The sequence below is a fragment of the Paludibacter propionicigenes WB4 genome (assembly GCF_000183135.1).
Taxonomy (GTDB): domain Bacteria; phylum Bacteroidota; class Bacteroidia; order Bacteroidales; family Paludibacteraceae; genus Paludibacter; species Paludibacter propionicigenes.
In genome coordinates this window covers 2,119,394-2,144,846 of the sequence record NC_014734.1, presented here as the reverse complement: position 1 = coordinate 2,144,846, position 25,453 = coordinate 2,119,394, and the positions used below count along the sequence as shown (strand labels likewise).

The window sequence follows — 25,453 nt, the reverse complement described above, 5'->3', positions numbered from 1 at the left end:
AGTTGTATGGATATTTATTTACTTTGCTTAAAATTTAAATCATAGGGAATCTCATCTCAAAGGAGATAACCAAAAATAAAATACTTAAATCAATTAAATCATTTACTTTATGAAATTAAAATCACTATTACTGTTTATTCTGTTTGTGTCATTTAATCTTCATGCACAAAACAAGTCTGCTAATTATCAAATCTCAGGGCAAGTTATTGAGGCTACTACAGGGAAAGACATACCTTATGTTACGGTGACAATACAGAATGATAGCGCTAAAATAATTAAAAAAATCAGTTCTGATGCATCAGGAAAATTCACTTTCACTGTTGCAGAAAAGAAAACATATTCACTCATATTCACTTCTATCGGATACTCTGAAGTTACTAAAAAAATCGATGTAACAGATACCAAAACCGATTTAAGTAAGATAAAAATGGATGAGGGCATCGCTCTTAAAGAGGTATCGGTAAGTGTACAGAGACCCTTGGTTAAGGTTGATGCTGATAAGATAACCTACAACGTAGAGTCCGATCCGGATTCGCATACCTCTAACGCGTTGGATATGTTGAGAAAAGTTCCACTCGTTACAGTCAATTCGGAAGACGAAGTGACTCTTAACGGACAATCAAACTTCAAGGTGTTGATTAATGGGAAAAGTTCTTCTATGATGTCAAATAATTTTAAGGATATCATTAAGACAATTCCTGCAAACAGTATAAAAGATATAGAAGTGATAACCAATCCATCTTCTAAATATGATGCTGAAGGTGTAGGGGGTATCATTAATATTATTACAACAAAGAAAAGCATTGCCGGATACAATGGGAGTGTGACGGCGGGAGCAGATTCTCGTGGGGGATTAAACGGGAGCTTATATCTGGCTGCCAAAATCAATAAATTCGGATTTTCTGTCAGATATTCGGACTCTGAATATAAAAATGCACCAAATTCAAATACTTCTGAAAGAAAAAATTATCTGAGCGATACTTACAGAACGACTAATTCTACAGGATCATCTAAATCTTCTGGGAATTCATCTAATTTTTCAGGAGAACTAAGCTATGAGATTGACTCATTAAACTTGATAAGTTCTTCGTTTTGGGGTTACGGATATACTGCGCGAAATAATTCACAGGGCATTACCAATACACTTGATATAAACAATGTCAGATCGCAATATTACGAAAGCCTGAGTAATGGAAAATATACCTATAATACGTTGTCGGGCAATATTGATTATCAGAAAACCTATAAAAAGCCGGATAAAACTTTCACGCTGTCTTATAAATTAGACAATTCTCCCAATACATCTAATTATGAGACAGATGTGATTAATACGCTTAATTACAGCCCTTATGCTCAACGCTCAGTCAGAGATGCGTTATCGAGGGAGCAAACACTACAGGTCGATTATTATGATCCACTGTCTGCAAACCACCAACTAGAATGTGGCGTGAAGGCAATTTACCGCCAGAACGACAGTAATTCCGATACGTACAGGCTTAACACAACAACCAATTTGTGGGAGTATAGCCAAACAAAAAGTAATGATTTGGATTACAATCAATATATTCTTGGTGCTTATGCAGGCTATGTGTTTAAATTAAAAACTCTCACTGTAAAAGGTGGACTTCGGGCGGAATATACCTGGAATAATGCAACTTCTAAATCAGACTCAGTAATTAAATTCAGTAATAAGTTACAGAATGTAGTTCCTTATGTCACCTTTAATTATCAAGTTAAGCCGGGGCGTACTTTGCGAGCATCTTATACACAACGCCTATACCGTCCGGGCATCTATTATCTAAACCCATACGTTGACACTTCTACTCCCCAATACATTTCTTATGGTAATCCTCATTTGAAGTCAGAAGTTTCTCATTCATTCGAATTGGGATATAGCACTTTCACACAAAAATTAAATTTGAGTCTGACAGGAAGGGGCTCGTTTACAAATAATTCCATAGAAAGTATTTCTACTGTCAATGCAAATGACGTTAGAACTACAACTTATGAAAACATTGGTACTAACATGAATGTAGGATTGAATCTTTATTGCTCGTATCGCCCGAACGAAAAATTCAACATTTATTGTAACGGCAATGGCTCATACATCAAGATGGAGGCGAATAATGGAACTACATTGTCGAATAAAGGATATATGTATTATGGATCTTTTGGTGCGAGAGCAGTATTGTGGAAAGATAACTCTATTTCCATTAATGGAAATGTCTCATCTCCGTCCATTATGCTCCAGGGAAAATCTTCGGTATACTTCTATAATGGTGTAAGTATATCCCAAATGTTTCTTAATAAAAAGTTAACTCTGAGCCTATCAGTAACCAATCCATTTAAAAGATTCATGACACAATCCTATTCAATGACAGATCAGAATTCTATACAAAATTATGAGTATAAATATGAGACTAGAAACGCAAGATTTAGTCTAAGTTATAATTTTGGAAAAACTAATATGGAAGTCAAAAAAGCAAGACGAGGAATCTCAAACGACGATGTGAAAAGCGGCGGATCAAGCAATTAATTATAAGAGATTATTTCTATCTTTGTCTGGTTGACAAAAATAAAGGTAAGGATATGAATATAGAAGAACTACGTGATTATTGCCTGAGTATGAAAGGTGCAACTGAACATTTTCCTTTCGACGAATTTTCGTTGGTGCTCAAAGTACAGGGGAAAATGTTCGGGTTGATACCGCTAGACAATACCGAACCACAAATAGCGCTTAAATGTGACCCGGAAAGAGCTATACAGCTTCGTGAAGAATACGAAGCGATCACTGCTGCCTATCACTTCAATAAAAAACACTGGAACTCCGTACGCATCGATTCGTCTATTTCGCAGTCGTTGCTGCTTGAGCTGATACAGCACTCTTATGACCTGGTCGTGGCAGGGTTGCCCAAAAAACTGCGTGAAGAATTAGCATAGAAATTCAGTCTTATTGACAGGTAATAATTATATCTGCTTCTCAGGTTTATTGTACTTAATTGATATTAACTACGATATGACCTGAATAATATCTTAAATATTCTCAATTTGTCTGAGGATTCCAACCATAACTTACAAAATACTCCAAAATCTATCCAATTAAAGTTTTTTTTTAGGCGTCGGTTGTTTAGCACTCGTAAATAATATGTAAATTTGCAAGCAATTTTTAATTGTGGATAACTGCTATCAACCATATCATAGAAACTAATAGAACGTCAATAACAAATTTATGAAAAAAATAATTCTTTCGCTTCTTTTACTTTTAAGCATTTCACCTCTGAAAATGATGGCTCAAAAAAACGTTGTTGACGAAGTCATTTGGATTATTGGCGATGAAGCTATTTTAAAATCAGAAGTTGAAGAACAGCGCTTACGGGCTCAGATAGATAATACCCCGATAGATGGAGATCCGTATTGCGTAATTCCTGAGCAAATAGCAATTCAGAAGCTCTTTTTGCATCAAGCCGTACTTGATAGTGTTACAGTAAATGAATCATCTGTAATCAATCAGGTAGAAAAGCAATTAAATTATTACGAGTCTCAGATAGGATCGAAAGAGAAAGTGGAGGAGTACTTCAAAATGAGTACCAAAGAGCTTCGAGAGCAATTGCGTGAAATAACACGTAATCAGCAAATTATACAAGACATGCAACGAAAACTGGTGGGAGACATAAAATCAACCCCTTCTGATGTTCGTCGTTTTATGAAAGATCTACCTGCCGACAGTATACCTACTGTACCTGCCGAAGTAGAGTTGCAGATAGTAAGTTTTGAGCCGCCGGTACCGGTTACGGAAATCAATAGAATAAAGGAAAGACTGCGCGACTTTACCGAACGTGTAAACAGCGGTTCATCGGATTTCTCTGTATTAGCTCGGTTGTACTCGGAAGATAGTGAAAGTGCAAAGCGCGGTGGTGAACTTGGATTTATGGGAAGAGGTCAGTTAGTTCCTGAATTTTCGGCCGTTGCGTTTAATTTGCTTGATCCCAAAAAAGTTTCCAGAATTGTACAAACCGAATTTGGGTTTCATATTATTCAACTAATAGAAAAGCGTGGTGACCGAATAAATTGTCGTCATATTCTCCTAAAACCACGAATTGCTGCAGAAGATAAAGAAAAAGCAATTCATGTGCTGGATTCAATTGCCAATCAGATTCGCGAAGACAAAATTACGTTCGAAAAAGCTGTATTAAATTTCTCTATGGATAAAAACACTGCTATGAATGCTGGATTGATGTTAAACGAAAAATCAGGGACTTCGAAGTTTGAATATCAGGACTTACCACCGGAAGTAGCCAAAAAGGTTTATGATATGAATGTCGGTGAAGTATCAAAACCGTTTTCGATGATAGATAAATCAACCAATAAAGAAGTCGTTGCGGTAGTAAAGCTCAAGTCTAAAGTTGATGTTCATAAAGCAAACCTGACTGATGATTATCAAATGCTGAGAAACTTCTACGAATCAAAGAAAAAGCAAGAATTCATAAGTACCTGGATAGCCAAAAAGCAAAAGGAAACTTATATAAGTATTGATCCAGCATGGCAAAATTGTAAATTTCAATATCCGGGTTGGATAAAGAAATAAGAAAAGGAATATTTATATTTTATAATCATTGGTCAATTAAGAAATCATTGAAGTCTCTTCTTAATAAAAGCAACATAAATCACAGGCACATCGTAATTTTCGGTGTGCTGTGTTTGTTTATTGCCGTAATTCACGGTCAGCAGATTCGCCCTAAGCAGCTGCGTAAGGAAATAATGCAAAACCAAATGCCTGCCAAACCTGTCAAAAAGGTTAGTCGGCAGAGATCGATCCAGCAAGCTCAAAAACCATTGGTGCCAATGGTAAATCCGTTGAGCAACAAAAGGGCGACATTGGTTTATCTCGAAAACTCAGAAACAATAACTTACGATGATGTTCTCAATCCCAATGTACAGGTGTTGAAGGGTAACATCAGGTTCAGGCATGACAATGCCCTGATGTATTGTGACAGCGCCTATTTTTTTGAAAAAAACAACTCTATGAATGCTTACGGCAATGTACGCCTTGTGCAGGGTGATACTCTTTTTGTTTATGGTGATGTGTTGTATTATGATGGTAATACGAAACTTGCAAGGTTGAGGCATAACGTGCGGATGGTGAACCGAAAAACCACGCTTGTAACCGATAGTTTGAACTACGACCGGATGGCAAATCTGGCATATTATTATACCGGCGGACAGATATCCGATCCGCTCAACGTACTTAACTCGGTATGGGGCGAATACTCTCCATCGACTAACGATGCTGTTTTTAGGAATAAGGTAAAGCTGAAAAATAAGAATTTTGTACTAAGCGCTGATACGCTGAAATATAATACCAAAAGCAGTATTGCCAACATTGTAGGTCCGACGCACATTCTTTACAACGAGGAAACAAACATTTACAGTAACCGTGGCTGGTACAATACAGCTACAGAAAGGTCGATGCTGTTGAATCGCTCAAGAGTAGTCCACAAAGACGGTAAAACACTCGTTGCAGATACCATTTTCTACGATAAGAAACAAAACTATGGCGAAGGTTTCAAAAAGGTGGTGATGACGGATTCCGTTCAGAAATCGACTCTGTATGGTGAATATTGCTACTACAGCGATAAAACAAAGAATGGATTGGCTACGGATTCGGCTTTGCTGGTAGATTGGTCAAGCAAAGATACCATGTCTGTTCATGCAGACACGCTTTTTACCTCGAAGGATTCAATATACAATGTGGTAAAAGGCTATTATCATGTTCGGTTCTTTAGGAATGATGTTCAGGGATTGGCTGATTCGATAGCTTATTCGTCGCGCGATTCGATAATGAACCTGCACGGTGAACCGGTGCTTTGGGCTGAAAATAATCAGTTGTCCGGTGATTTTATTCAGGCTTTTACCAAGAACAAAAAAATTAATAAGGTTTTTATTCAACAACAGGCGGTAGCTATTCAGCATGAAGATTCGGTGTATTACAACCAGCTTTCGGGTAAAGAGATAATTGCCTATGTGGATAGTGGTCAGTTGAAAAAAGTGAATGTCAATGGTAATGCTGAAACGATTTACTATCCTCGGGATGATAAAGATTCTACGTTGGTAGGGATGAACAAAACTCAAAGTAGTTTTGTCGTCATGTATCTGAAAAATAAAAAAATAGACAAGGTTGTTCTTACATCATCCAGTACAGGTACGATGGATCCGTTGTTAGGCCTTAATACATCTGATATTTACCTGAAAAACTTTTTCTGGATTGAAGATCAACGACCTAAAAAGGTGAAAGATTTGTTTTCTATATTTCCTAAAACCAAGCGTTTTAAGCCTGCAACCGACAAGAAGTCTGCTTCCGGTAAGCCCAAATAGAAAACGGGAAATTGCTATCAAAACATACATAACTCAAATAGAAAGAGTCCGAAAAGTAACTAAACTTTTCGGACTCTTTCTATTTGAAAATTATAAGCTAGAAAATCAGAACAAGGTCATTTGTCCTGTCAGATCATCAATTATGCGTTGCTGATCTATCACATCATCATCGCTAGTTTTGGTTGTCTCAGCCGGTTTTGCAGGCTTTTCCTTTTTCGGCGGTTTGGCTTGTGTTACAGTCAATTCCGGTTCATCGGAGTATTCCGCAAGTTCTTTATCTTCAACGGCTACGGTATTATCTTCCACATCTATTTCTGCTGATTCAGTGTCATCGGCAGTATCGGATCCCTCCTCGTTGTTATCGGTTTCTTTGACCGGAGCAAAACGAACAGGTTCCAGTTCGTTGATTGTATCCACCTCAAAAGTAGTGAGACGTTTTCCCTTGGCTTTGTAACTTTTTATGCCAATAAACTCTTCGCCGTCAACCACCAATGCATCACGAAATGCATCATTTCCCCCGAAGACTACTTCGAAGCGTGGAAAATCTGCATCGGTCATCAACATTAAGCGCGATTCAGGATTATCTCCCAGAAAATTCTGAGGTTTCGTTGTAGCCTCCAGTTGAAAGCGTTTTAAATAATAGTATTTTTGGTCTGCATCATATAGCGCCACCGACCAGACTTTGTTTGCATCGAATTTTTCGATAACCAGAATGTCTTTCTCGTAATGATTGCTCAGGTCGAAATTGCTGGTGTAGAAAGTTCCTTTGCTGGATACCACCAGAATAGAATCTTCGCTCAGGAATTCGCCGAGATATTCTCCCCGGTTATCGTAGTTCAGCCGTAACACATCGCGGTCGAACCAAACCTGACGACCGCCCAGTGTGGAGCCTCCTTTTTGTTTCAGTGTAATTTTCTGAATATCGTTTTTGGTCAGGATATTTCCCATCGATTGTCTGCCCTTAATAGCTATGTCGCTGAAATCTTTTTCAAATACGAGTTTAAATAAACGGGCACGGGGTTTTAGAGTCACGCGTATAACCTCTGCTTCGGCATTGGGGTTCGACGTAAAATAAACCACTTTGGATCCGGCTGTGCCCTGCGTGATATCGTAATCTTTATCACGTGTAATTCCGTTTACAGCGAAGCGTTTGATGTAATACGGTCCTGTTTTCCCATCACGGTATACGGCATTATAAATGGTTCTTTTATCGTTTTTCTTGAACACATCCAAATGCAATATATTTTTGCCGATAAAGATTTTGTCCGCTACTTTCACGATTTTGTATTTCCCGTCTTTAAAGAAAATAATAATGTCATCGATGTCCGAGCAGTTGCAAACGAATTCGTCTTTACGCAGCGAAGTGCCGATAAATCCTTCATCGTAGTTGACATATAGTTTTTCGTTTGCTTCCACCACTTTAGATGCTACGATGGTTTCAAAGTTGCGTATTTCTGTCAGGCGGGGATGATCCTTTCCGTATTTGGCTTTCAGTCCCTCGTACCATGAAATGGTATAGTCAACCAAATGAGCCAGATGGTGATTAATCTCATCAATTCTTTTCTGTATGGATATCAATGTTTCGTTTGCTTTGTCGGAGTCAAACTTGGTGATACGCATCATCTTTATTTCAAGAAGCTTGATAAAATCTTCCCGTACAATTTCCCGGATAAAGTCTTTTTTGAAAGGTTCCAGTCTTTTATCAATGTGTACGATAACTTCGTCTTGCGAAGTGCTATCCTCGAAACCTTTATCTTTATAAATCCGGTTTTCGATAAATATTTTTTCGAGCGAAGTAAAGAAAAGTTGTTCCTGTAATTCCGCTCTTTGGATTTCAAGTTCGGCTTGCAGCAAATCCATTGTATGCTGGCAACTTATGCGAAGCATTTCGCTCACTCCGCAAAACCGTGGTTTATTATCGTGAATTACACAGCAGTTTGGCGAAATACTCAGCTCACAATCGGTAAATGCGTAAAGCGCATCAATTGTTTTGTCGGATGATGAGCCGGGTAGTAAGTGCACTAAAATTTCGACATTCGCCGATGTGTTATCATCAACTTTGCGAATTTTTATTTTGCCTTTATCGCTGGCTTTTATAATCGATTCTATCAGTTTGGATGTGTTAGTACCAAATGGAATCTCGGTTATTGCCAGCGTTTTATTATCTATCTTTCCTATTTTAGCCCGAATTTTAACGGCACCTCCACGCTCGCCGTCGTTGTAGCGACTTACGTCAATAGAACCTCCTGTCTGGAAATCAGGGTAAAGAATAAAATCTTCACCTTTCAGGTTGGCTACGCAAGCGTCCAGCAGTTCGTTGAAGTTATGGGGTAGGATCTTTGAATTAAGACCCACAGCGATACCTTCAACACCTTGCGCCAGCAATAGCGGAAATTTTACGGGCAATGCAATCGGTTCTTTATTTCTGCCATCGTAAGAAGATTTCCATTCGGTAGTCTTCGGATTGAAAACCGTTTCGAGTGCAAATTTAGAGAGGCGGGCTTCAATATAACGAGGTGCAGCAGCGCCATCGCCTGTGAGGATATTTCCCCAGTTTCCCTGACAGTCAATCAGCAGGTCTTTTTGTCCGAGTTGTACCAATGCATCGCCTATTGATGCGTCACCATGTGGGTGAAACTGCATGGTATGCCCGACGATGTTTGCAACCTTGTTGTAGCGTCCATCATCCAATCGTTTCATGGAGTGAAGTATACGACGCTGAACGGGCTTTAATCCATCGTAAATATCTGGAACAGCACGCTCAAGAATTACATACGAGGCATAGTCCAGAAACCAGTTCTGGTACATACCGGACAAGTGATGCTTGACTGCATCGTCCGAAATTTTAGGTACTTTATAATTAGAATGCGCAGCAGATTCAGCATCATTCACGATTTCATCGGCTGCGCCAGTCATTTCGTTTTCTTCGTTTTCTGCTTCAATTATTTCGTCTGTGCTCATGGGAAAGTATTATTTTAAAGCCTCTTGTGCTGTATATTTTTCAAATTCAATCGACAAAAATACAAAAAAAATAGTAACTTTGCACCTCATTTCTCAGTACAATTTGTGTCTGGATTTGTCTTTTTTTTAATTTCTCACAGGTTTGTAATTTGTTACTCATAACTAAATAGTATGGCTTCACAAGAAGATGTTTTCAAAAAATTAATTGCGCATTGTAAGGAGTATGGTTTTGTATTTCCTTCGAGCGAGATTTATGACGGACTGGGTGCCGTTTACGACTATGGTCAGAATGGCGTAGAGCTCAAAAACAATATCAAAAAGTATTGGTGGGATAGCATGGTGCTCCTCAACGAAAATGTGGTGGGAATTGATGCAGCAATTTTTATGCACCCTACTACCTGGAAAGCTTCTGGCCACGTGGATGCTTTCAATGATCCGTTGATTGATAACAAAGACAGTAAAAAGCGTTATCGTGCTGATGTGTTGATCGAAGACTTATTGGCAAAGTACGATGACAAAATGAGTAAGGAAGTGGAAAAAGCCGCTAAACGTTTTGGTGCAAGCTTTGACGAAGCTGTTTTCCGTTCTACCAACGAACGTGTGCTCGAAAATCAGGCTAAACGTGATGAAATCCACACTCGTTTTGTAAAAGCGCTGAACGATTCAGATTTGGCTGAATTGAAAGCTATAATCGAAGATTATGAGGTAGTTTGCCCTATTAGCGGAACACGCAACTGGACTGATGTACGTCAGTTCAACCTGATGTTCTCCACCGAAATGGGTTCTACAGCCGAAGGTGCAATGAAAATTTACCTTCGTCCTGAAACGGCACAGGGTATTTTTGTAAACTTCCTGAATGTTCAGAAAACCGGTCGCATGAAGATTCCTTTCGGTATTGCTCAGATTGGTAAAGCTTTCCGCAACGAAATCGTAGCCCGTCAGTTCATTTTCCGTATGCGCGAGTTTGAGCAAATGGAGATGCAGTTCTTCGTTCGTCCGGGCGAAGAAATGAAATGGTTTGAACACTGGAAAGCATTTCGCCTGAAATGGCATAAAGCACTGGGTCTGGGTGATCAAAAATATCGTTTTCATGATCATGATAAGCTGGCTCACTACGCCAATGCTGCAACTGATATCGAATTTGAAATGCCTTTCGGATTTAAGGAGGTGGAAGGTATTCACTCACGTACCGATTTCGACTTGAGTAGCCACGAAAAATTTTCCGGAAAAAACATCAAATATTTCGATCCAGAGATTAACCAATCTTATGTTCCTTACGTTATCGAAACATCCATTGGTGTGGATCGTACTTTCCTTTCAATCATGGCTGCTTCGTACAAAGAAGAAACGCTTGAAGGAGGGGATAGTCGCGTAGTGCTGACACTTCCTCCGGTTTTGGCTCCGGTTAAAGCTTGTGTTATGCCGTTGGTGAAAAAGGATGGCCTTCCTGAAATAGCCCGCGAGATTATAAACGATTTGAAGTTTGATTTCAAATGTGCTTATGATGAAAAAGATTCTATTGGAAAACGTTACCGTCGTCAGGATGCTGTGGGAACTCCATTCTGTATCACTGTTGACCATCAGACTCCGGAAGACAAATCTGTAACCATTCGTCATCGCGACAGTATGTTGCAAGAGCGTGTGGCAATAGCCGATTTACATAAGATTATTGGTGATGCGGTAAACATGAAGAACTTGTTTAAGAAAATTCTGGCATAAACCGATTCTCCAAACTTTATAAAACGACAAACGCCGAAATCTATTTTTCGGCGTTTGTCGTTTCTTTATTTTCAATAACTTTTTAGAGTCCTCCAGCCAGAGCGTATACTAATCCGGCCTGCCAGTTGATAGCTATCTCATTTCGGGAATAATCGGCCTGTTTATCCACCCAATCTGTAGCTGTATGTCCACCACCAACTAAATAACCAGGCCAAGGTGCTTCAATATCATCAGCAGCAGAACGTCGATCGTGTGGATACATTGGTGGATTTACACCCAATCCGGTTACATAAGAGCGTCCGTAATAATTTCGTCCAAATAAATGCGCAATAATATCAAGTATGGTTTCTGTGTATTTTTTATTGGGTGAAAGAATATTAGCGACTTGCAAATTCACCGCCTGACGACCAACGGTACCGTTACAACCCCAAAAATAAAGACCTGCCAAAGGACGAGCGTATACATCAGCTTGTGCTTTTTCTACTAATAGATTTGCTGAAGTAAGGATAGCTTGTTTTACTTTAGCCTGAAGCTGTGGATTTTTTCCTTCTCGTTTAGAAAGTGCATAAGTAAATACACCCAAATTATCTATATTTCCCCAATCCCAATTCTCTTGTGCTAAATTTCTTAGTTTCTCAATTCGTGATTCTAAATCGATTAAACTCCTGGAACTGCCTGTTGTTTCCCACATTTCGGCTGATGCCCATAACCGATCATCGGCATCACCGGTTTGATAACCTCCGGTTGAGAAATCACCTTGTACAAAATTCTTAGTTGCAGTGTTAGCCAGTAAGAAGTTATAACTAACAGTTGCTGCATCCAAACATTTTTGAGCGTAAACAGCATCGTAAGGCTTAAAATAGCGCGCTGCCATGGCCATGATTGCAACGAAATCGGCAGTTGCAGCAGATCCCCATTCGGTAAAATAACGTTTTTCTTTGTCGTCTTGTGGCATAACAAAACCTTCAAACCCTTTGCGGGTAAGTTTATGTGAAACACGACCTGAACCATCGTTATATTGCATTTTCAATAAAAAATCTGTTTCCCATTTCAATTCCTGTAAAAAATCAGGCATGCCAGGTGCTGTTTGTGGAATATCGAGAGAAATGTTCTTCAGCTTGTTTCCGAAATGATCCCAGGCATAAAAAAGAACAGCCATGGTTACGCCTGCATTTACAGTATATTTTCCAAAATCACCTGCATCGTGCCAACCACCGGTTCCATCGCGTCGTTCATTCGGTTTTCCGATATAATCCATCCAGCCATCTTCAAGGTGACAAGCTTTTGTTTCGTAATGATTTCCTTTATAGTCAGTATGAACAGCCATTCCACAACGCCAAAGATAAAAAGCACGCATTGAGGTTACAAAAGGACTTTTGTACACGTCGGAACCGATGGTAAACTCATACGATTTTCCAACGCCTTTAATCTGTAATGTGTATTTCCCCGGTTGGGTAACTTGCGAAAAATCTGCAATCCAAACTTTTTGGTCAACATCTTTTTGGTAGACTGGTTCGCTGAGTTTCCCTTGAAAAACTTCGAGTCCGGTTTGCGAATTTATAATCTGAAAAACAGTTGCTTCAGTAGTAACAGTTGCCTTTTTTATTGCTTGAGGAAGATAACCCAATGAATTTAGTTTTATTGATGCGGTTTCATCTGCCAAAACTATCGATTGAGCTGGTATTGGAAGAAGCAATATAAAGAGAAGTATGTTTTTTTTCATAAAGTAGATAATGGTAAAATGTAAGATAAAGCTTTACTTTATTCAAAAGAGCAGCTAACCGGAGAACGGATAGCTGCTTTGATTTTGAATAGCAAGAATAGTGTGAGTTTACTCTTCTTCTTTTTTGGAAGCCTCGTATTCTTTCAATAATTTATCCTGAATGTCCATTGGAACGAGTTCGTAGCTTGCAAACTTCATACTGAATGAAGCACGCCCTCCGGTAAGTGAACTCAGTGTAGTAGAATAGCTACCCAATTCTTTTAATGGAATTTTAGCAGATAGCTTTTCGTATCCTTTCTCGCTTTCCATGCCCATAATTACAGCTCTACGTCCCTGAAGATCGCTCATAACATCGCCAAGTCTGTCGGTTGGAGCCTGAACGACTACATCGTAAATTGGCTCTAATAGTTTCGGACCAGCTTCTTTAAATGCTTGTGCAAAAGCATTGCGTCCTGCCAGGCGGAACGATATTTCATTTGAATCTACCGGGTGCATTTTACCATCGTACACAATAACACGTACATCGCGAGCATAAGAACCGGTAAGAGGGCCTTGTTCCATGCGGTCCATGATTCCCTTCATGATAGCAGGTAAGAATCGTAAATCAATAGATCCTCCCACTATACTATTGATGAGCACGAGTTTGCCGCCCCACTCTAAATCTACCACCTGTGTATCGCGGTTACTGATTTTATATTCCTGCCCATTAAAACGGAAAGTGTCAGGAGCAGGCATTCCTTCGTAATAAGGTTCAATAATCATGTGTACCTCACCAAATTGACCAGATCCCCCCGATTGTTTTTTATGACGATAATCGGCACGTGCATTCTTAGTAATGGTTTCGCGATAAGGTATTTTAGGTTCTTTATACTCAATCATTATTTTGTCGTTGTGCTCTACACGCCACTTTAATGTACGTAAATGGAATTCTCCCTGACCATATAATATTGTTTGTTTTAATTCCTTGGATTGCTCTACTACCCAGGTTGGATCTTCTTCGTGCATGCGTGTGAGCACTTCGCTCAGTTTTTCTTCATCGGCTTCAGACAAAGCTTTGATGGCACGGCGGAATTTAGGTTCCGGATATTTTATTTCCTTGAAGTCATACTCACATCCTTTGGCATTCAGAGTGTTGCCGGTACGTGTATCTTTTAGTTTTACTGTAGCTCCGATATCGCCGGCCGTTATTTCATCAACTTTTGTCCGGATTTGCCCGGCCACAGCGAAAATCTGACTTATGCGTTCTTTAGAATCTCTGTCTACGTTGATCAAATCATCCCCTTCTTTGAGCTTTCCACTCATTACCTTGAAATATGAAACTTCACCAATATGCGGTTCTACACTGGTTTTGAATACATATATACTGGTCGGTCCATTACTGTCCGGTGCTATCTGTTTTCCATCTGCTGTTTGAGGTTTTTCAGTCTGACTTACACTTGGAGAAACGTTTCCAACAAATTCCATCAAGCGGCGAACACACATGTCTTTTCCGGCGCAAACGCAGAAAACAGGGAACATATCACGATGTATAAGACCTTTGCGGATCCCTACGCGCATTTCTTCCTCACTGAGAGAACCCTGATCGAAGAATTTTTCCATTAATTCTTCATCGTGCTCGGCAGCTGCTTCAACCAATGTATTGTGTAATGCCTGAGCCTTTTCAATTTCTTCTGCAGGAATTTCCAACACGTCGGGCACACCGCCTTCAGGTTTCCAACGATACATTTTCATTTTCAATACGTCAACTACAGCATTAAACTGAGGACCTGTTGATATAGGGTATTGAATTTGAACTACTTTATTACCAAAAGTTTCTTTAAGTTGGAGAAGTGTTTTTTCAAAATCGGCTTTTTCCTGATCGAGGTGGTTGGTTACAAAAATAACCGGCTTATTGAATTTTTCGGTATATCTGAAGTGGTTATTGGTTCCCACCTCCACACCATATTGGGTATTAAGCAGAATGAGAGCTGTATCGGTTACATTAAGTGAAGTAACTACTCCTCCGATAAAATCATCGGAACCAGGACAGTCAATGAAGTTTAGTTTTTTCTCTTGCCATTCAGTTTGAATGATGGTGGAGAAGACGGTATAACCGTACTCTTTTTCAACTGGAAAATAATCGGAAACAGTGTTTTGGCTCACAATGGTGCCTCTGCGTTTTATAACTCCACTCTCGTAAAGCATAGCTTCTACAAGAGTGGTTTTCCCGGAGCCAGAACTACCCAGCAATGAAATGTTTTTGATTTCATTCGATTGATATACTTTCATACAGCATTAAAATTAAAAGAATTAATACTAAAAAGATAGTTGTTTATTAATGAAAAATCGTATGGCAATGTATGAAATCTCTATTAAAATACTATTTCAGTTTGTATGTTTTACAACAGAATTTTGGTAAACAACAGCGATCTTCGATAATGTGCATTGAGTTTTTTGTTTATTAGTTTGTTAAATATTGTATTGAATCTTGTTTTTTGTAGTATATGATATGTGTTAATCAAACAAATGTGTAGTATTTATTGTTACAAATACAAATAAATAATCATTACAAATAAAGTATAAAATATGAAAAGAATTTTACTTGTTATGTTTCTTGTTATATGCGTTTTAGCTCAGAGTCTTAAAGCGCAGGACTCTTTATCTCACTGGTCAGTAGTGGGGAAAGTCGGATTAGATTATTATCGCGTATCACCGACATCGACTAAAGGTGGAGTCAATAGCTATATTGACGATATGGGTTGGACTTTTCCGGGTGTAGCTGTAGAATACACTATTAATCCGTTGATTGGTTTTGGCGGAGGTGTTGATTATCTTACCTACAACAGGAATGTTGCAAAAGGGAATACGTTGGATTTCAGTGTTTTTGGGTCTGTAAATCTAACGAATCTGCTTGTGCCGAAACGTACAGGTTTTTGGAGTAGAGCCAATGTTTATGGCACTTGGGGTGCTGGGCTGGGATTTTTTTCAAATGAGTTTTTGGCTACAGGCGAAAAACATAAACTGATGTCACCACTGTTTACAAGTGCATTGAGTTTTGAGTATAAACTTAGTAAAGCCTGGGCATTACAGGCTGAAATTCAGCGCAGATATTATACCCGGGAGGATTTAGGTGGGGTGAGTTCAAGTAAGAATTTAAGCGGAGGCTCAGACATGGTTTACGGAAATGATGCTGCTGCATTGACTTTAGGACTACGATACAAGTTAGGGACAAAGAATAAGCAGCATATCCGTGACGTAAGCATCTTAAAATACAATGATGCAAATATCAAGAATGATCCTGTTCTAGTTCGCTTAAAGGCAATTGAGGATGAAAATGCAGCTAACAAAGCAAAGATCCAAAAGCTGGAGGCGGACTTACAAGCTGCAAATGCAGAAAGAGCTGCAGACAAAGCAAAATTGCAAGCTGACTTGAAAGATATACCTCAGGCTAAAGTGTCTGCCGATAGTAATCAAGATGCATTGACAGTGCTTCTGGATGTAAACTTTGAATTTGGCTCATCGGAATTAAGTTCAAGATCCAGAGCCATTTTGGATGATGTTGCTTTAGTACTTAAAGTAAATAAAGCGTGGTCAAAACTATTAATTTCGGGACATACTGATAATATCGGCGGTGATAAAGCCAATAAGAAATTGTCAGAAGAACGAGCTGCCGGAGTAAAGAAATATCTGATATCGAAAGGAATTTCAGCTTCAGTAATCGATGTTGCCGGATTTGGGAAAGAAAAACCAAAGACAACTAACGAGACCAAAGAAGGACGATACAAGAATCGTAGGGCTGAGTTGGTTATTGAGAAATAAAAAGGAAATTAAAATCAAAAATAAAAAAGCTTCGGGATTTTTCCGAAGCTTTTTTTTATTTCAAACGTAGTATTTTCTTTGTTTCGGATAGATATTCGGGTGATTTGCGCAGAAAGTAAATGGTTACGAGCAGGCAAATAACCAAAATAACAGCAAATACAGCGAAGCTATTCTCAGAGGTGAGGTATGTAGTGATAGAAAACAGCAATGTTCCAAGAAGAACAAACACAAAGGTAACTAAATTGAGGTATGCTATCATATCGCCAAGTTTACGACCCAGATCGGAGTTTTGCAACATTGACAAACAGGGAATTTGAAAAATGCCACCCATAAAAGCGACACTAAACACGCAAATTACAAAAACGATAAGATTTAGATGAAAAACGGTAAGAATGAGAAAAAGTAGACTCATACCGGTTATACCGATTAATATCAGACCTCTTTTCACTTCTTTACCGGATATTTTTCCTGCAGCCCAGCAGCCCGATGCAATACCGATGGCAGCGCAAGCCATCACTATGCCGGTGGTAGTATTCGAAGCGTGGTAAACGTTTTTGCAGTGAATAAGCAAATTCATTTGTAGCATACCGCCGATAAGCCAAAATGCCGAAGCTCCTAAAACAGCACTATTTACATTTTTATGCTGTCGCGCAAAGCGAAACGAATCCACTAGAAAACGGATAGGATTTAATGTTCCGATTTCGTCTCTATTTTCAGGTAATTCTTTTGCTTTTATTGTTCTTGTAACAATATATCCAATCAGCGCTAATCCAATGAGTATGGAAAAGACGACTGTTTGATTATATGTATCTGAAACAATGGATGCGCTCACAGTTCCCACCAAAATACCAAGAAAAGCCATCATTTCGAACACTCCGCTACCGAATGATACTCCCTGTTCTCCACCAATATCACGAATCAGACTGTATTTGGATGGAGAGTACATACAGCTCAAAATGCCCATTAGTAATACAGTAAGCACAGCCAACATTACCCACTGAAAATAGAAAGCCACACAGGCAAGTACAAGTGTAGGTATTTCGATGAATTTACAAATTCTAAAAACAGCTTTTTTTGAATAAATAACTGCAAGCCGACCAGCTAGGGGCGAAAGAAAAAGATAAGGAACAATCAGCGATGCCGACACCATGGATATCAGTTGAGATCTTGTCAGCCAGTGTGGTAACGACCAACCTACGGCTATGAAAATAATGCAGTGTTTCAGAAAATTATCATTGAAAATTCCCAGGAAGTTGCTCAGAAAAAGTGCCGTCCATTTATTTCGGAATAATTGCATGGGATTGTTCTCCTTATTTTTATGAAAGACAAAAGTAGGGAATTTTATTTTGATATAAAAAATCCGGAGTACTACAAAGTGTGGTATTCCGGATATTTAATGAGAATGTAATGTAAGCTTTCTACCAACTTATTTTTTGTCTGAAATTACCAATTCTGATGATGTACAACCCTTTTGATAATTGGGGTTGGATGGTTTCTTTGAACTCAGAGAAGAATACTCTTTTCCCCTGGAAAGTATAGATTTCTATATCTCCACTTGTAAATCCTTCGAGCGTAATGGTAGGATTGGAAACTACAACCTTGTGATTATTAGCCAAAAACAGATCATCCTCAGATGTAGTAATAGCGGTTCCGGTAATTTTAATATCATCTATTCTTATTTCAACAGGATTATTTTTATTTAGCGGATTGGTGATTGGTGTAGAAAATTTCAGACTGAATATGGATCCTGCCGGAAGGATTATGTTATTCACCTGAAGCCAGTTCAGACCTACAGTGCTTAGGCTACCTATTTGGTTTTGTCCAATGTCAGTAAAGCCTTCACCATTATCGTACTGAAGTCTTAATTGCATAGCATCGGCATTATTCAACCCCAAAATCGCGAATGAAATCACGATGTTTTTATAGTTTTGTGTGTTTATGCCGCTAATGGTGAATGAATTGGCAGTATTGGCGCAAAATGACAAGTTTCCGTTTCCACTTGAGCCGATCATATTTGATGGGTAATCTGCACGAATATTCAAACTGGTTCCGGCATTATCGCACGCACCTACAGAAGAGGTTACTGCTGAAGTTTGTGAGTAAGCAATGCCATTATTCCAGACGTGTGAATTGGGGAACCAATCATGATCTGTATATTGCTCGTTTTTTAATGGATCGTATTTGCCGGTTTCTGTGGTACCTAGGATAACTGTGGGGCAGTTTCCTCTTGTAGTTTTGGTAGTACCGAAAGTTTCTGAAAAGATGGTTGTTTGCGCGCTAACACATGCTGAAAATACAACCATTCCAAAGAAGAGTAGAGTTTTTTTCATAAGCGCATGCAAAATTAGTTTTCGCAAAGTTATTTATTTTTTTGAATAACCATCTAGAAAAGTACATAAATAACTAAAAATCTACGATTTAATTCAAAATACTGTGAAATTTATAGGCAAATGATGAGAAACAGGCGAATGGATAAGCCGTTTTTTGTAGCCTAGAATTTACGAAGAGAAAAAATAAAGCTTAGTCCACCCGAAGGAACCCGCTTAGCAGAGATAGTTCCCCGATGGTAAATGACAGCATTTTTCACAATTGCTAATCCTAGTCCGGTTCCACCCTGCTTTCTGCTACGTCCTTTATCAACCCGATAAAAACGTTCAAACAGTCTGTTTAAGTGTTCTTCGGCGACCCCTACACCATTATCGCTAAACGAAAAATAGTAGAATTGTTCATCTTCCCGGTAGCAACTAATTTCGATGGTAAGTTTTTCGCCGGCATAATTCAACGTATTGTCCATCAGATTGCGGAAGATGGAATATAGAAGTGAGCGGTTGCCTAGTATTTGAGTATTCGGCTGGAAGCTTTGTATAACCTTACATTCTTTTTGCTCTATTTGGAGGTGAACGTCATTCAAAACATCCGAAATGACATCCGAAATATTGCATGGTTCTTTTTGGAACAGACGTTGACCTTCATCCATTTTATTCAGCGTAGAGATATCCTGCAATAAGTCTCTAAGGCGTTGCGCTTGCTGAAATGACCGATCCACAAAAAAGCGTTGACGCTCGGTGTCCATGTCCGGGTTTTCGAGAATGCTTTCCATGTAACCCAATATGCTGCTTACAGGAGTTTTGAGCTCATGCGAAATATTTTGCGTAAGATGCCTTTTCAATTCGTTTTCGTGTTCCTGAACGGTAATGTCATTTATAGAAATTTCGAAAGTATCATCTTGGAATACAATGCACTGTACAGCAAAAACCCGACCTCCTTTTTCAACGGTCAATCGTTTACGATTCAGCTGATTATTCAACAGACTTTTATCAATAAACTCATTTAATTCGGCAAATTCAGGTAATGAAAATATCTGGTCGGATGTTTCACATTGTTGATCGGAAATTATATTTGTGTATTGAATAAAGTGCGAATTAGCAAGTGTTTCTTTTTTCTCCGATGAGAAAATTCCAAGTCCCTCCTGCGAAATCTGAAGGTGTTTAATGAGTTTTTCCCGTTCATTATTTACTTCTACTTTGGTCTGCAACTGGAGTTTATATAGTTTCACGATATTCTTACTGATTTCACCCAGTTCATCATTCGGGAACTCAATATCTGTGTCCAGAAACTCTTCCTTTTCAGCCTTCTGGGTAAATATGCGCAATCGGTCGATGGATCTGGTGAAGTTTCGGGAAATAAGATAGAGTGCAAGTACGGCGAAGATTAATACCAACCCCATAAAGTACAGGAAGAAAGTATTGGCCTTGAGCATACTCACCAGGCTGACGTTGTAGGGCAAAGCACTGCGGATATAGCTTGCTGGGAATTTGTGAGCCAGATAATAATAATCTTTTCCGGTAGAAACGGAGTGACGTATGGCTTTTCCGTTCTCGGTATAAGCGGACATTTCTATTTCCGGGCGGTTCAGGTGGTTGCCCAACTTTGTGCCTTTTTTGACTGAGGAATCGAAGATCACAACTCCTGTAGTATCAATAACGGTCACGCGCAGCGCGGTGTCGGGGAATAGATGAACATATTCTTCCAGCATTTCCCAGTTTGGTTTTTGCTCTTTGATAAACCGGAAAATGGTGAAATTGTAAGTGCTGAGTTGTTGGTCAAGCTGCTCGGTGCGGAACTCTTTTTCGCGCTCGTACTGAAAGAAACAGATAATAGCCAGCATCAAAAAAAAGATGCTGAAAAAGTACAGGAAAAGGCGGCGGTTTAAAGTCATAGAAATTGCTTATTTGTTGAGCTGTTTGCTGCTAACAGTTCACTGATAACTGATTTTTATTCCTCGAAACAATATCCATAGCCCAATCGTGTCACGATATTTTTTCCGTATGGACCAATTTTTTTGCGCAGTCGGGTAATGTTTACATCGATTGTGCGGTCGAGTACAATGACTTCATCGCTCCAGACTCTGGACAACATTTCATCGCGTGAAAAAACACGGTTTTTGTTTCCCAGAAAAAGCTTCAGTATTTCGAATTCCTTTTTAGTGAATGGAACTTCAACTCCCTCGAGCATTACTTTTTTGTTTTCCAATGACATTTCAAGTTTCTCGTAACTCAGCACCAATGTCGGAGCAGCTTCAACTTTATTGGTGTCTGCCCTGCGGATAACGGCTTTCACGCGTGCAAGCACTTCGCGAATAGAAAATGGTTTGGAGATATAGTCGTCAGCACCTATATTAAACCCTGTGAGTCTGTCTGTTTCGGAGTCTTTTGCCGTAAGAAAAATGATTGGGATGTTTGCCATCTTAGGGTTTTCCCTGAGTATGCGAGCCATTTTGAACCCTGAAACTTCTCCCATCATTACATCAAGCAAAAGTAAATTATAGATGCTAATGTCTTTTTTTAGTGCTTCTTCAGCCGAATAAGCTACATCCACCAGATAACCTTCAGTTTCCAGATTAAATTGAAGAATTTCACACAAGTCTTCTTCGTCGTCTACTACCAAAATACGATAAGGATTCATACTTTTCTTGTATTAATATTATGTTACAAAGAAACTAATTGTATATTTCGGAGCTGTGTAATAACTGTTACAAAAGTATTACAAAATTTTAAATCTAGCGTAATTACTTTAAAATAAATGCAAAGCGGCAAATCAATTGTTGATTTACCGCTTTAGAAAGACAAATGATATCAGAAATTATTCCTTCGGAGAATGCTTCAGCACCTTGGCGTCCACGTAGAAGAAAATTTCTTCGGCTATGTTGCTGCAGTGGTCTCCAATGCGCTCCAACTTGCGGAATGCACTTACCAATTGCAGGCACTCAAAAGCCCTGTCGGGGTTACGCTGAATATAGTCCGCAATAATACGTGCAGCATCGATATTAATTTCGTCTACCTGATAATCTTCGCTGAAAATAGCCGAGGCAATATCAGATTTTTCGTTTTCGAAAGCTTCAAGACCTTGTGTCAACATTTTGGTTACCTGATCGATCATTAACCGCAAGTTAGTTTCGGAAATGATTTCGGCATCGAGAATGACAGAAGGATTGGCAATCAACACGCCCGAAATCCCGTAGGCAAAGTCAGCAATACGTTCCAGGTTAGAGTTGATTTTCAACACAGCAAGCACAAAACGTAAGTCGACTGCCACAGGTTGGTAAAGCGCGATTACATTTTCGCAAAACCGGTCTATTTTGAGCTCGTATGCATCTACTTTTTTTTCGCGCATCGATACTTTCTTTGCCAATTCTTTATCGAACGACAGAATGGCTTCGCCCGAATTGCTAACCTGAGAAATAACCAGTTTCCACATTTCGGTAACGTCTTGTTTGAGCGTTATCAGTTCTTGTTCTAAGTGTGTCATATTCTTTATTCTTATTGTTGACCCCAACCCCTAAAGGGGAATAAAGATCAAGTTCTTAATGTAGATTTTATAAGTCAATTCTAATATTTCTTATTCCCCTTTAGGCTTCGGCGTGAGCTTAGTCGAACGGGGTTAGGGGTCTTTAGGAGTTCATATCAACCAAACCTTCCGGTGATATAATTTTGTGTTGAATGCTCGGTTGGATTGGTGAATATTTTTGTTGTTTCGTCGTATTCAATCAGTTCCCCCAGATAGAAATAAGCTGTTTTATCACTAACACGAGATGCCTGCTGCATGTTGTGTGTAACGATAATAATGGTGTAATCTTTTTTCAGTTCATGAATCAATTCTTCAACTTTGGCGGTAGAAATCGGATCGAGAGCCGAAGCCGGTTCATCCATAAGCACCACTTTAGGCGAAATTGCCAATGCGCGGGCAATGCAAAGTCGCTGTTGTTGACCTCCCGAAAGAGCAAATGCCGATTTATTCAATTTATCTTTTACCTCGTCCCACAAAGCTGCCGATTTAATGGACTCAATAACACGTTCTTCAATAAAAGTGCTATCCTTTATACCATTAACCCGGAGACCATACGCAACGTTCTCGAAAATTGATTTTGGAAATGGATTTGGCTTTTGAAAAACCATTCCTACTTCTTTGCGCAATTCGTCGACATGAATGTTGGGGGCGTAAATATCTTTACCTTCTACCAATACGGTTCCTGTCATGCGTGTTCCGTCAATCAGGTCGTTCATACGGTTTATTAAACGTAGGAAAGTTGACTTACCACAACCCGAAGGTCCGATCAAGGCCACAACTTTGTTTTTTTCTACTTCGAAGTTGATGTTTTTCAGTGCGTGAAAATCACTGTAGTAAAAATCAACGTTTTTTGCATCAATGGTTAGCATGTTTTTTTATGTCTGATGTTCAAAGTCCCATGTCTCAGGTCTTTCTTTTGACCGTTGACTTATGTTTTTTGACTGTTTTTAATTCGTTTTTACTTTTTTTGCAAAATAGCTTCGTAAGAAATTGGCCAGTAGATTTACAATCAATACAATGACAATAAGTACCAACGCAGTTCCATAAGCAATGCCTCGGCTTGAGTTAATGTCGGTTCCACTGGTTGAAATAACGTATAAATGGTATGGTAACGCCATTACCTGATCGAAAATACTGGTTGGTAATTTGGGCAAGAAATAAGCTGCAACCGTGAACAGAATTGGAGCAGTTTCGCCCGAAACACGACCTATCGACAAAATTAATCCGGTAATGATATTTGGAAATGCCATTGGCATAATTACTTTTCGGATAGTTTGAAGCTTTGTAGCACCGAGTGCCAAGCTTCCTTCGCGGTACGATTTGTCTATGGCTTTCAACGATTCTTCGGTGGTACGAATTACTAATGGGAGTGAAAGTAATCCCAATGTGAGCGAGCCGGCTAAGATAGAATCGCCGAATTTCATAGTGTTTACAAAGAGCGACATCCCGAAAAGCCCGAAAACAACTGACGGAACACCACTCAGGTTGTTAGTCATAATGCGCACAAAAGTGGCAAATTTATTTCCGGCTGCATATTCGTTCATATAAATACCCGACATGATTCCGATAGGGAAACTGAATACGCTACTTCCCAAAACCAAGCAGAGCGTTCCTACAATAGCAGGGAATATTCCACCTTTGGTCATACCTTCTTCGGGGGCTTTAGTCAGAAAATCCCAACTAATCACGCCAATTCCTTTGGTGACGATAAAACCAAGAATTAGAAATAAAATTAGAACAACCGAATAGCTCATCAGTTTAAAAATGGTAAACGCTACGGCTTGCGATAAACGTTTTTTATTGTCGGTTCTTCCCGAATTTATAATAGGTGTCATAATTTTAGTTGCTATATTTCTTTTTGCCAATAAACTCTATACTAATACTGATAATCATGGTGATAATAAATAAAATTACACCGAGCATAAATAAGGCCTGATAGTGTCCGCTTCCGGCTGAAACTTCACCAAGTTCTGCGGCAATGGTAGCAGGAATGGTTCTAACAGGTTCCAACAAAGTATGAGGTATAACGGCAGCATTACCTGTTACCATTAATACTGCCATGGTTTCACCAATGGCTCGTCCGATTCCTAATACAGCTGCAGAAGTGATTCCAGATTTAGCGTAAGGGATTATTACTTTATAAATGGTCTGCCAGTGTGTGGCTCCTAAAGCCAGACTGGCTTCTTTCATAGCTCTTGGTACGGTACGCATGGCATCTTCTGCCACGGTTATGATAGTTGGCAATGCCATGATTCCCAAAACAACACTTCCGGCTAAAGCCGTTTCGCCTACAGGCAAATGAAATAGTTTTTGTAGAAAAGGAACAATAACCACCAAACCAAAGAACCCATAGACTACCGAAGGTATTCCGGCAAGTAATTCGATAATCGGCTTTAATATATTTCGAACCCGCATGGTGGCAATTTCAGCCAAGTAAACAGCAACGGCGATGCCAAACGGCAAGGATAGCAATATGGCTCCGAGGCTCACCCAAATTGTACCAAGTAGTAACGGTAATAATCCATATTGAGGAGATGGTGATGCTGTAGGATACCATTCTTTTCCGCCAAAAAAATCGCCGGGTTTCAGGGTTTCATGTTTCAGCAATGTACCATTGAAGTTTTTGGCTACGTAATTTTTAGGTAAAAACAATATGATGCCGGGATGTTTTGCGGTCAGTTCGCTGGCTTTTGCCGGGATATTTTCAAAATTAGCACCCAACTCTTCCTCAGTGTAGTACTTGGTTAAGTCACTCAGGCGGACTAATTCTATGGGTTCTTCTTTACCTCCGACTTCGTCCCAGTTTGTTATTTTTCCATCAAATATTTCTTTTATTTGATAAGAACTTAGTTTTTTTACCGGATTCGCTTTATTGAATGCCAATACATATCCTTCTTCCACAACCGGACTATTGAATAACCCTGAGGCTTCTTTGAATAAGAAAATTATTATCAACAAAATAGTGATACTGGTTATGCTTCCGCTAATCAATAATGCTCCTTCTACTAATTTTTCTAAGAATCGTTTCACGTT

General features: G+C 39.2%; 17 protein-coding genes. 6 read left to right on the top strand and 11 right to left on the bottom strand.

All coding sequences use genetic code 11. The features are described from left to right. Positions 1-109: 109 nt before the first annotated feature. The 4 genes from PALPR_RS08895 to PALPR_RS08880 all read left to right on the top strand — a co-directional run bounded on the left by PALPR_RS08895 (position 110) and on the right by PALPR_RS08880 (position 6,372). Complete coding sequence (locus PALPR_RS08895) at positions 110-2,536, top strand: TonB-dependent receptor (RefSeq protein ID WP_013445288.1); 2,427 nt, start codon at positions 110-112, stop codon at positions 2,534-2,536. Positions 2,537-2,589: 53 nt separating this feature from the next. Beyond that, positions 2,590-2,940, top strand: coding sequence for an MmcQ/YjbR family DNA-binding protein (locus PALPR_RS08890; RefSeq protein ID WP_013445287.1), 351 nt, complete (start codon positions 2,590-2,592; stop codon positions 2,938-2,940). Positions 2,941-3,229: 289 nt separating this feature from the next. Next, complete coding sequence (locus PALPR_RS08885; RefSeq protein ID WP_013445286.1) at positions 3,230-4,585, top strand: peptidylprolyl isomerase; 1,356 nt, start codon at positions 3,230-3,232, stop codon at positions 4,583-4,585. 47 nt (positions 4,586-4,632) lie between these two features. Beyond that, positions 4,633-6,372, top strand: coding sequence for an OstA-like protein (locus PALPR_RS08880; protein ID WP_148226451.1), 1,740 nt, complete (start codon positions 4,633-4,635; stop codon positions 6,370-6,372). A gap of 105 nt (positions 6,373-6,477) precedes the next feature. Here PALPR_RS08880 and PALPR_RS08875 read toward each other — a convergent pair whose 3' ends face one another. Further along, positions 6,478-9,333, bottom strand: a complete 2,856-nt coding sequence (locus PALPR_RS08875) for a DNA gyrase/topoisomerase IV subunit A (RefSeq protein WP_013445284.1) — start codon at positions 9,331-9,333, stop codon at positions 6,478-6,480. Between the two features lie 171 nt (positions 9,334-9,504). On the opposite strand from PALPR_RS08875, the gene PALPR_RS08870 reads away from it, so the two are divergent. After that, positions 9,505-11,052: a glycine--tRNA ligase gene (locus PALPR_RS08870; RefSeq protein ID WP_013445283.1), complete on the top strand. Its 1,548-nt coding sequence runs from the start codon at positions 9,505-9,507 to the stop codon at positions 11,050-11,052. A gap of 82 nt (positions 11,053-11,134) precedes the next feature. Here the strand turns inward: PALPR_RS08870 and PALPR_RS08865 are convergent, their stop codons facing one another. After that, a complete protein-coding gene (locus PALPR_RS08865) occupies positions 11,135-12,775 on the bottom strand; it encodes a glycoside hydrolase family 9 protein (protein ID WP_013445282.1) in 1,641 nt (546 codons plus the stop codon). Between the two features lie 108 nt (positions 12,776-12,883). Then, positions 12,884-15,043 (bottom strand): elongation factor G, encoded by a 2,160-nt coding sequence (locus PALPR_RS08860; RefSeq protein ID WP_013445281.1) that lies wholly within the window; start codon positions 15,041-15,043, stop codon positions 12,884-12,886. A 297-nt stretch (positions 15,044-15,340) separates the two neighbouring features. On the opposite strand from PALPR_RS08860, the gene PALPR_RS15395 reads away from it, so the two are divergent. Next, entirely contained in the window at positions 15,341-16,573 is a 1,233-nt protein-coding gene (locus PALPR_RS15395) for an OmpA family protein (protein ID WP_013445280.1), read from the top strand. Between the two features lie 55 nt (positions 16,574-16,628). Here the strand turns inward: PALPR_RS15395 and PALPR_RS08850 are convergent, their stop codons facing one another. From PALPR_RS08850 to pstC, 8 genes are all read right to left on the bottom strand, one after another. Continuing rightward, positions 16,629-17,870 carry an MFS transporter gene (locus PALPR_RS08850; RefSeq protein WP_013445279.1) on the bottom strand — a complete coding sequence of 414 codons (1,242 nt, stop codon included), beginning with the start codon at positions 17,868-17,870 and terminating at the stop codon, positions 16,629-16,631. A 121-nt stretch (positions 17,871-17,991) separates the two neighbouring features. Then, a complete protein-coding gene (locus tag PALPR_RS08845) occupies positions 17,992-18,903 on the bottom strand; it encodes a hypothetical protein (protein ID WP_013445278.1) in 912 nt (303 codons plus the stop codon). A 161-nt stretch (positions 18,904-19,064) separates the two neighbouring features. Then, the gene (locus tag PALPR_RS08840; protein ID WP_013445277.1) at positions 19,065-20,792 is read right to left on the bottom strand and encodes an ATP-binding protein; all 1,728 of its coding nucleotides are present in this window, start codon (positions 20,790-20,792) and stop codon (positions 19,065-19,067) included. Between the two features lie 56 nt (positions 20,793-20,848). Next, positions 20,849-21,538: a response regulator transcription factor gene (locus PALPR_RS08835; RefSeq protein ID WP_013445276.1), complete on the bottom strand. Its 690-nt coding sequence runs from the start codon at positions 21,536-21,538 to the stop codon at positions 20,849-20,851. Between the two features lie 177 nt (positions 21,539-21,715). Beyond that, positions 21,716-22,381 carry a phosphate signaling complex protein PhoU gene (gene phoU / locus PALPR_RS08830; protein ID WP_013445275.1) on the bottom strand — a complete coding sequence of 222 codons (666 nt, stop codon included), beginning with the start codon at positions 22,379-22,381 and terminating at the stop codon, positions 21,716-21,718. Between the two features lie 155 nt (positions 22,382-22,536). After that, a complete protein-coding gene (gene pstB, locus PALPR_RS08825) occupies positions 22,537-23,289 on the bottom strand; it encodes a phosphate ABC transporter ATP-binding protein PstB (RefSeq protein ID WP_013445274.1) in 753 nt (250 codons plus the stop codon). 78 nt (positions 23,290-23,367) lie between these two features. Continuing rightward, complete coding sequence (gene pstA, locus PALPR_RS08820) at positions 23,368-24,255, bottom strand: phosphate ABC transporter permease PstA (protein ID WP_013445273.1); 888 nt, start codon at positions 24,253-24,255, stop codon at positions 23,368-23,370. A 4-nt stretch (positions 24,256-24,259) separates the two neighbouring features. Beyond that, positions 24,260-25,450, bottom strand: coding sequence for a phosphate ABC transporter permease subunit PstC (gene pstC, locus PALPR_RS08815; protein WP_013445272.1), 1,191 nt, complete (start codon positions 25,448-25,450; stop codon positions 24,260-24,262). Positions 25,451-25,453: the final 3 nt, after the last annotated feature.

Coding starts and splice junctions, on each gene's coding strand:
- PALPR_RS08870 (WP_013445283.1), top strand. CDS start 9,505: ATGGCTTCACAAGAAGATGTTTTCAAAAAATTAATTGCGCATTGTAAG.
- pstB (WP_013445274.1), bottom strand. CDS start 23,289: ATGCTAACCATTGATGCAAAAAACGTTGATTTTTACTACAGTGATTTT.
- PALPR_RS08845 (WP_013445278.1), bottom strand. CDS start 18,903: ATGAAAAAAACTCTACTCTTCTTTGGAATGGTTGTATTTTCAGCATGT.
- phoU (WP_013445275.1), bottom strand. CDS start 22,381: ATGACACACTTAGAACAAGAACTGATAACGCTCAAACAAGACGTTACC.
- PALPR_RS08885 (WP_013445286.1), top strand. CDS start 3,230: ATGAAAAAAATAATTCTTTCGCTTCTTTTACTTTTAAGCATTTCACCT.
- PALPR_RS08865 (WP_013445282.1), bottom strand. CDS start 12,775: ATGAAAAAAAACATACTTCTCTTTATATTGCTTCTTCCAATACCAGCT.
- PALPR_RS08835 (WP_013445276.1), bottom strand. CDS start 21,538: ATGAATCCTTATCGTATTTTGGTAGTAGACGACGAAGAAGACTTGTGT.
- PALPR_RS08850 (WP_013445279.1), bottom strand. CDS start 17,870: ATGCAATTATTCCGAAATAAATGGACGGCACTTTTTCTGAGCAACTTC.
- PALPR_RS08840 (WP_013445277.1), bottom strand. CDS start 20,792: ATGACTTTAAACCGCCGCCTTTTCCTGTACTTTTTCAGCATCTTTTTT.
- pstA (WP_013445273.1), bottom strand. CDS start 24,255: ATGACACCTATTATAAATTCGGGAAGAACCGACAATAAAAAACGTTTA.
- PALPR_RS08875 (WP_013445284.1), bottom strand. CDS start 9,333: ATGAGCACAGACGAAATAATTGAAGCAGAAAACGAAGAAAACGAAATG.
- PALPR_RS08860 (WP_013445281.1), bottom strand. CDS start 15,043: ATGAAAGTATATCAATCGAATGAAATCAAAAACATTTCATTGCTGGGT.
- PALPR_RS08895 (WP_013445288.1), top strand. CDS start 110: ATGAAATTAAAATCACTATTACTGTTTATTCTGTTTGTGTCATTTAAT.
- PALPR_RS08890 (WP_013445287.1), top strand. CDS start 2,590: ATGAATATAGAAGAACTACGTGATTATTGCCTGAGTATGAAAGGTGCA.
- PALPR_RS15395 (WP_013445280.1), top strand. CDS start 15,341: ATGAAAAGAATTTTACTTGTTATGTTTCTTGTTATATGCGTTTTAGCT.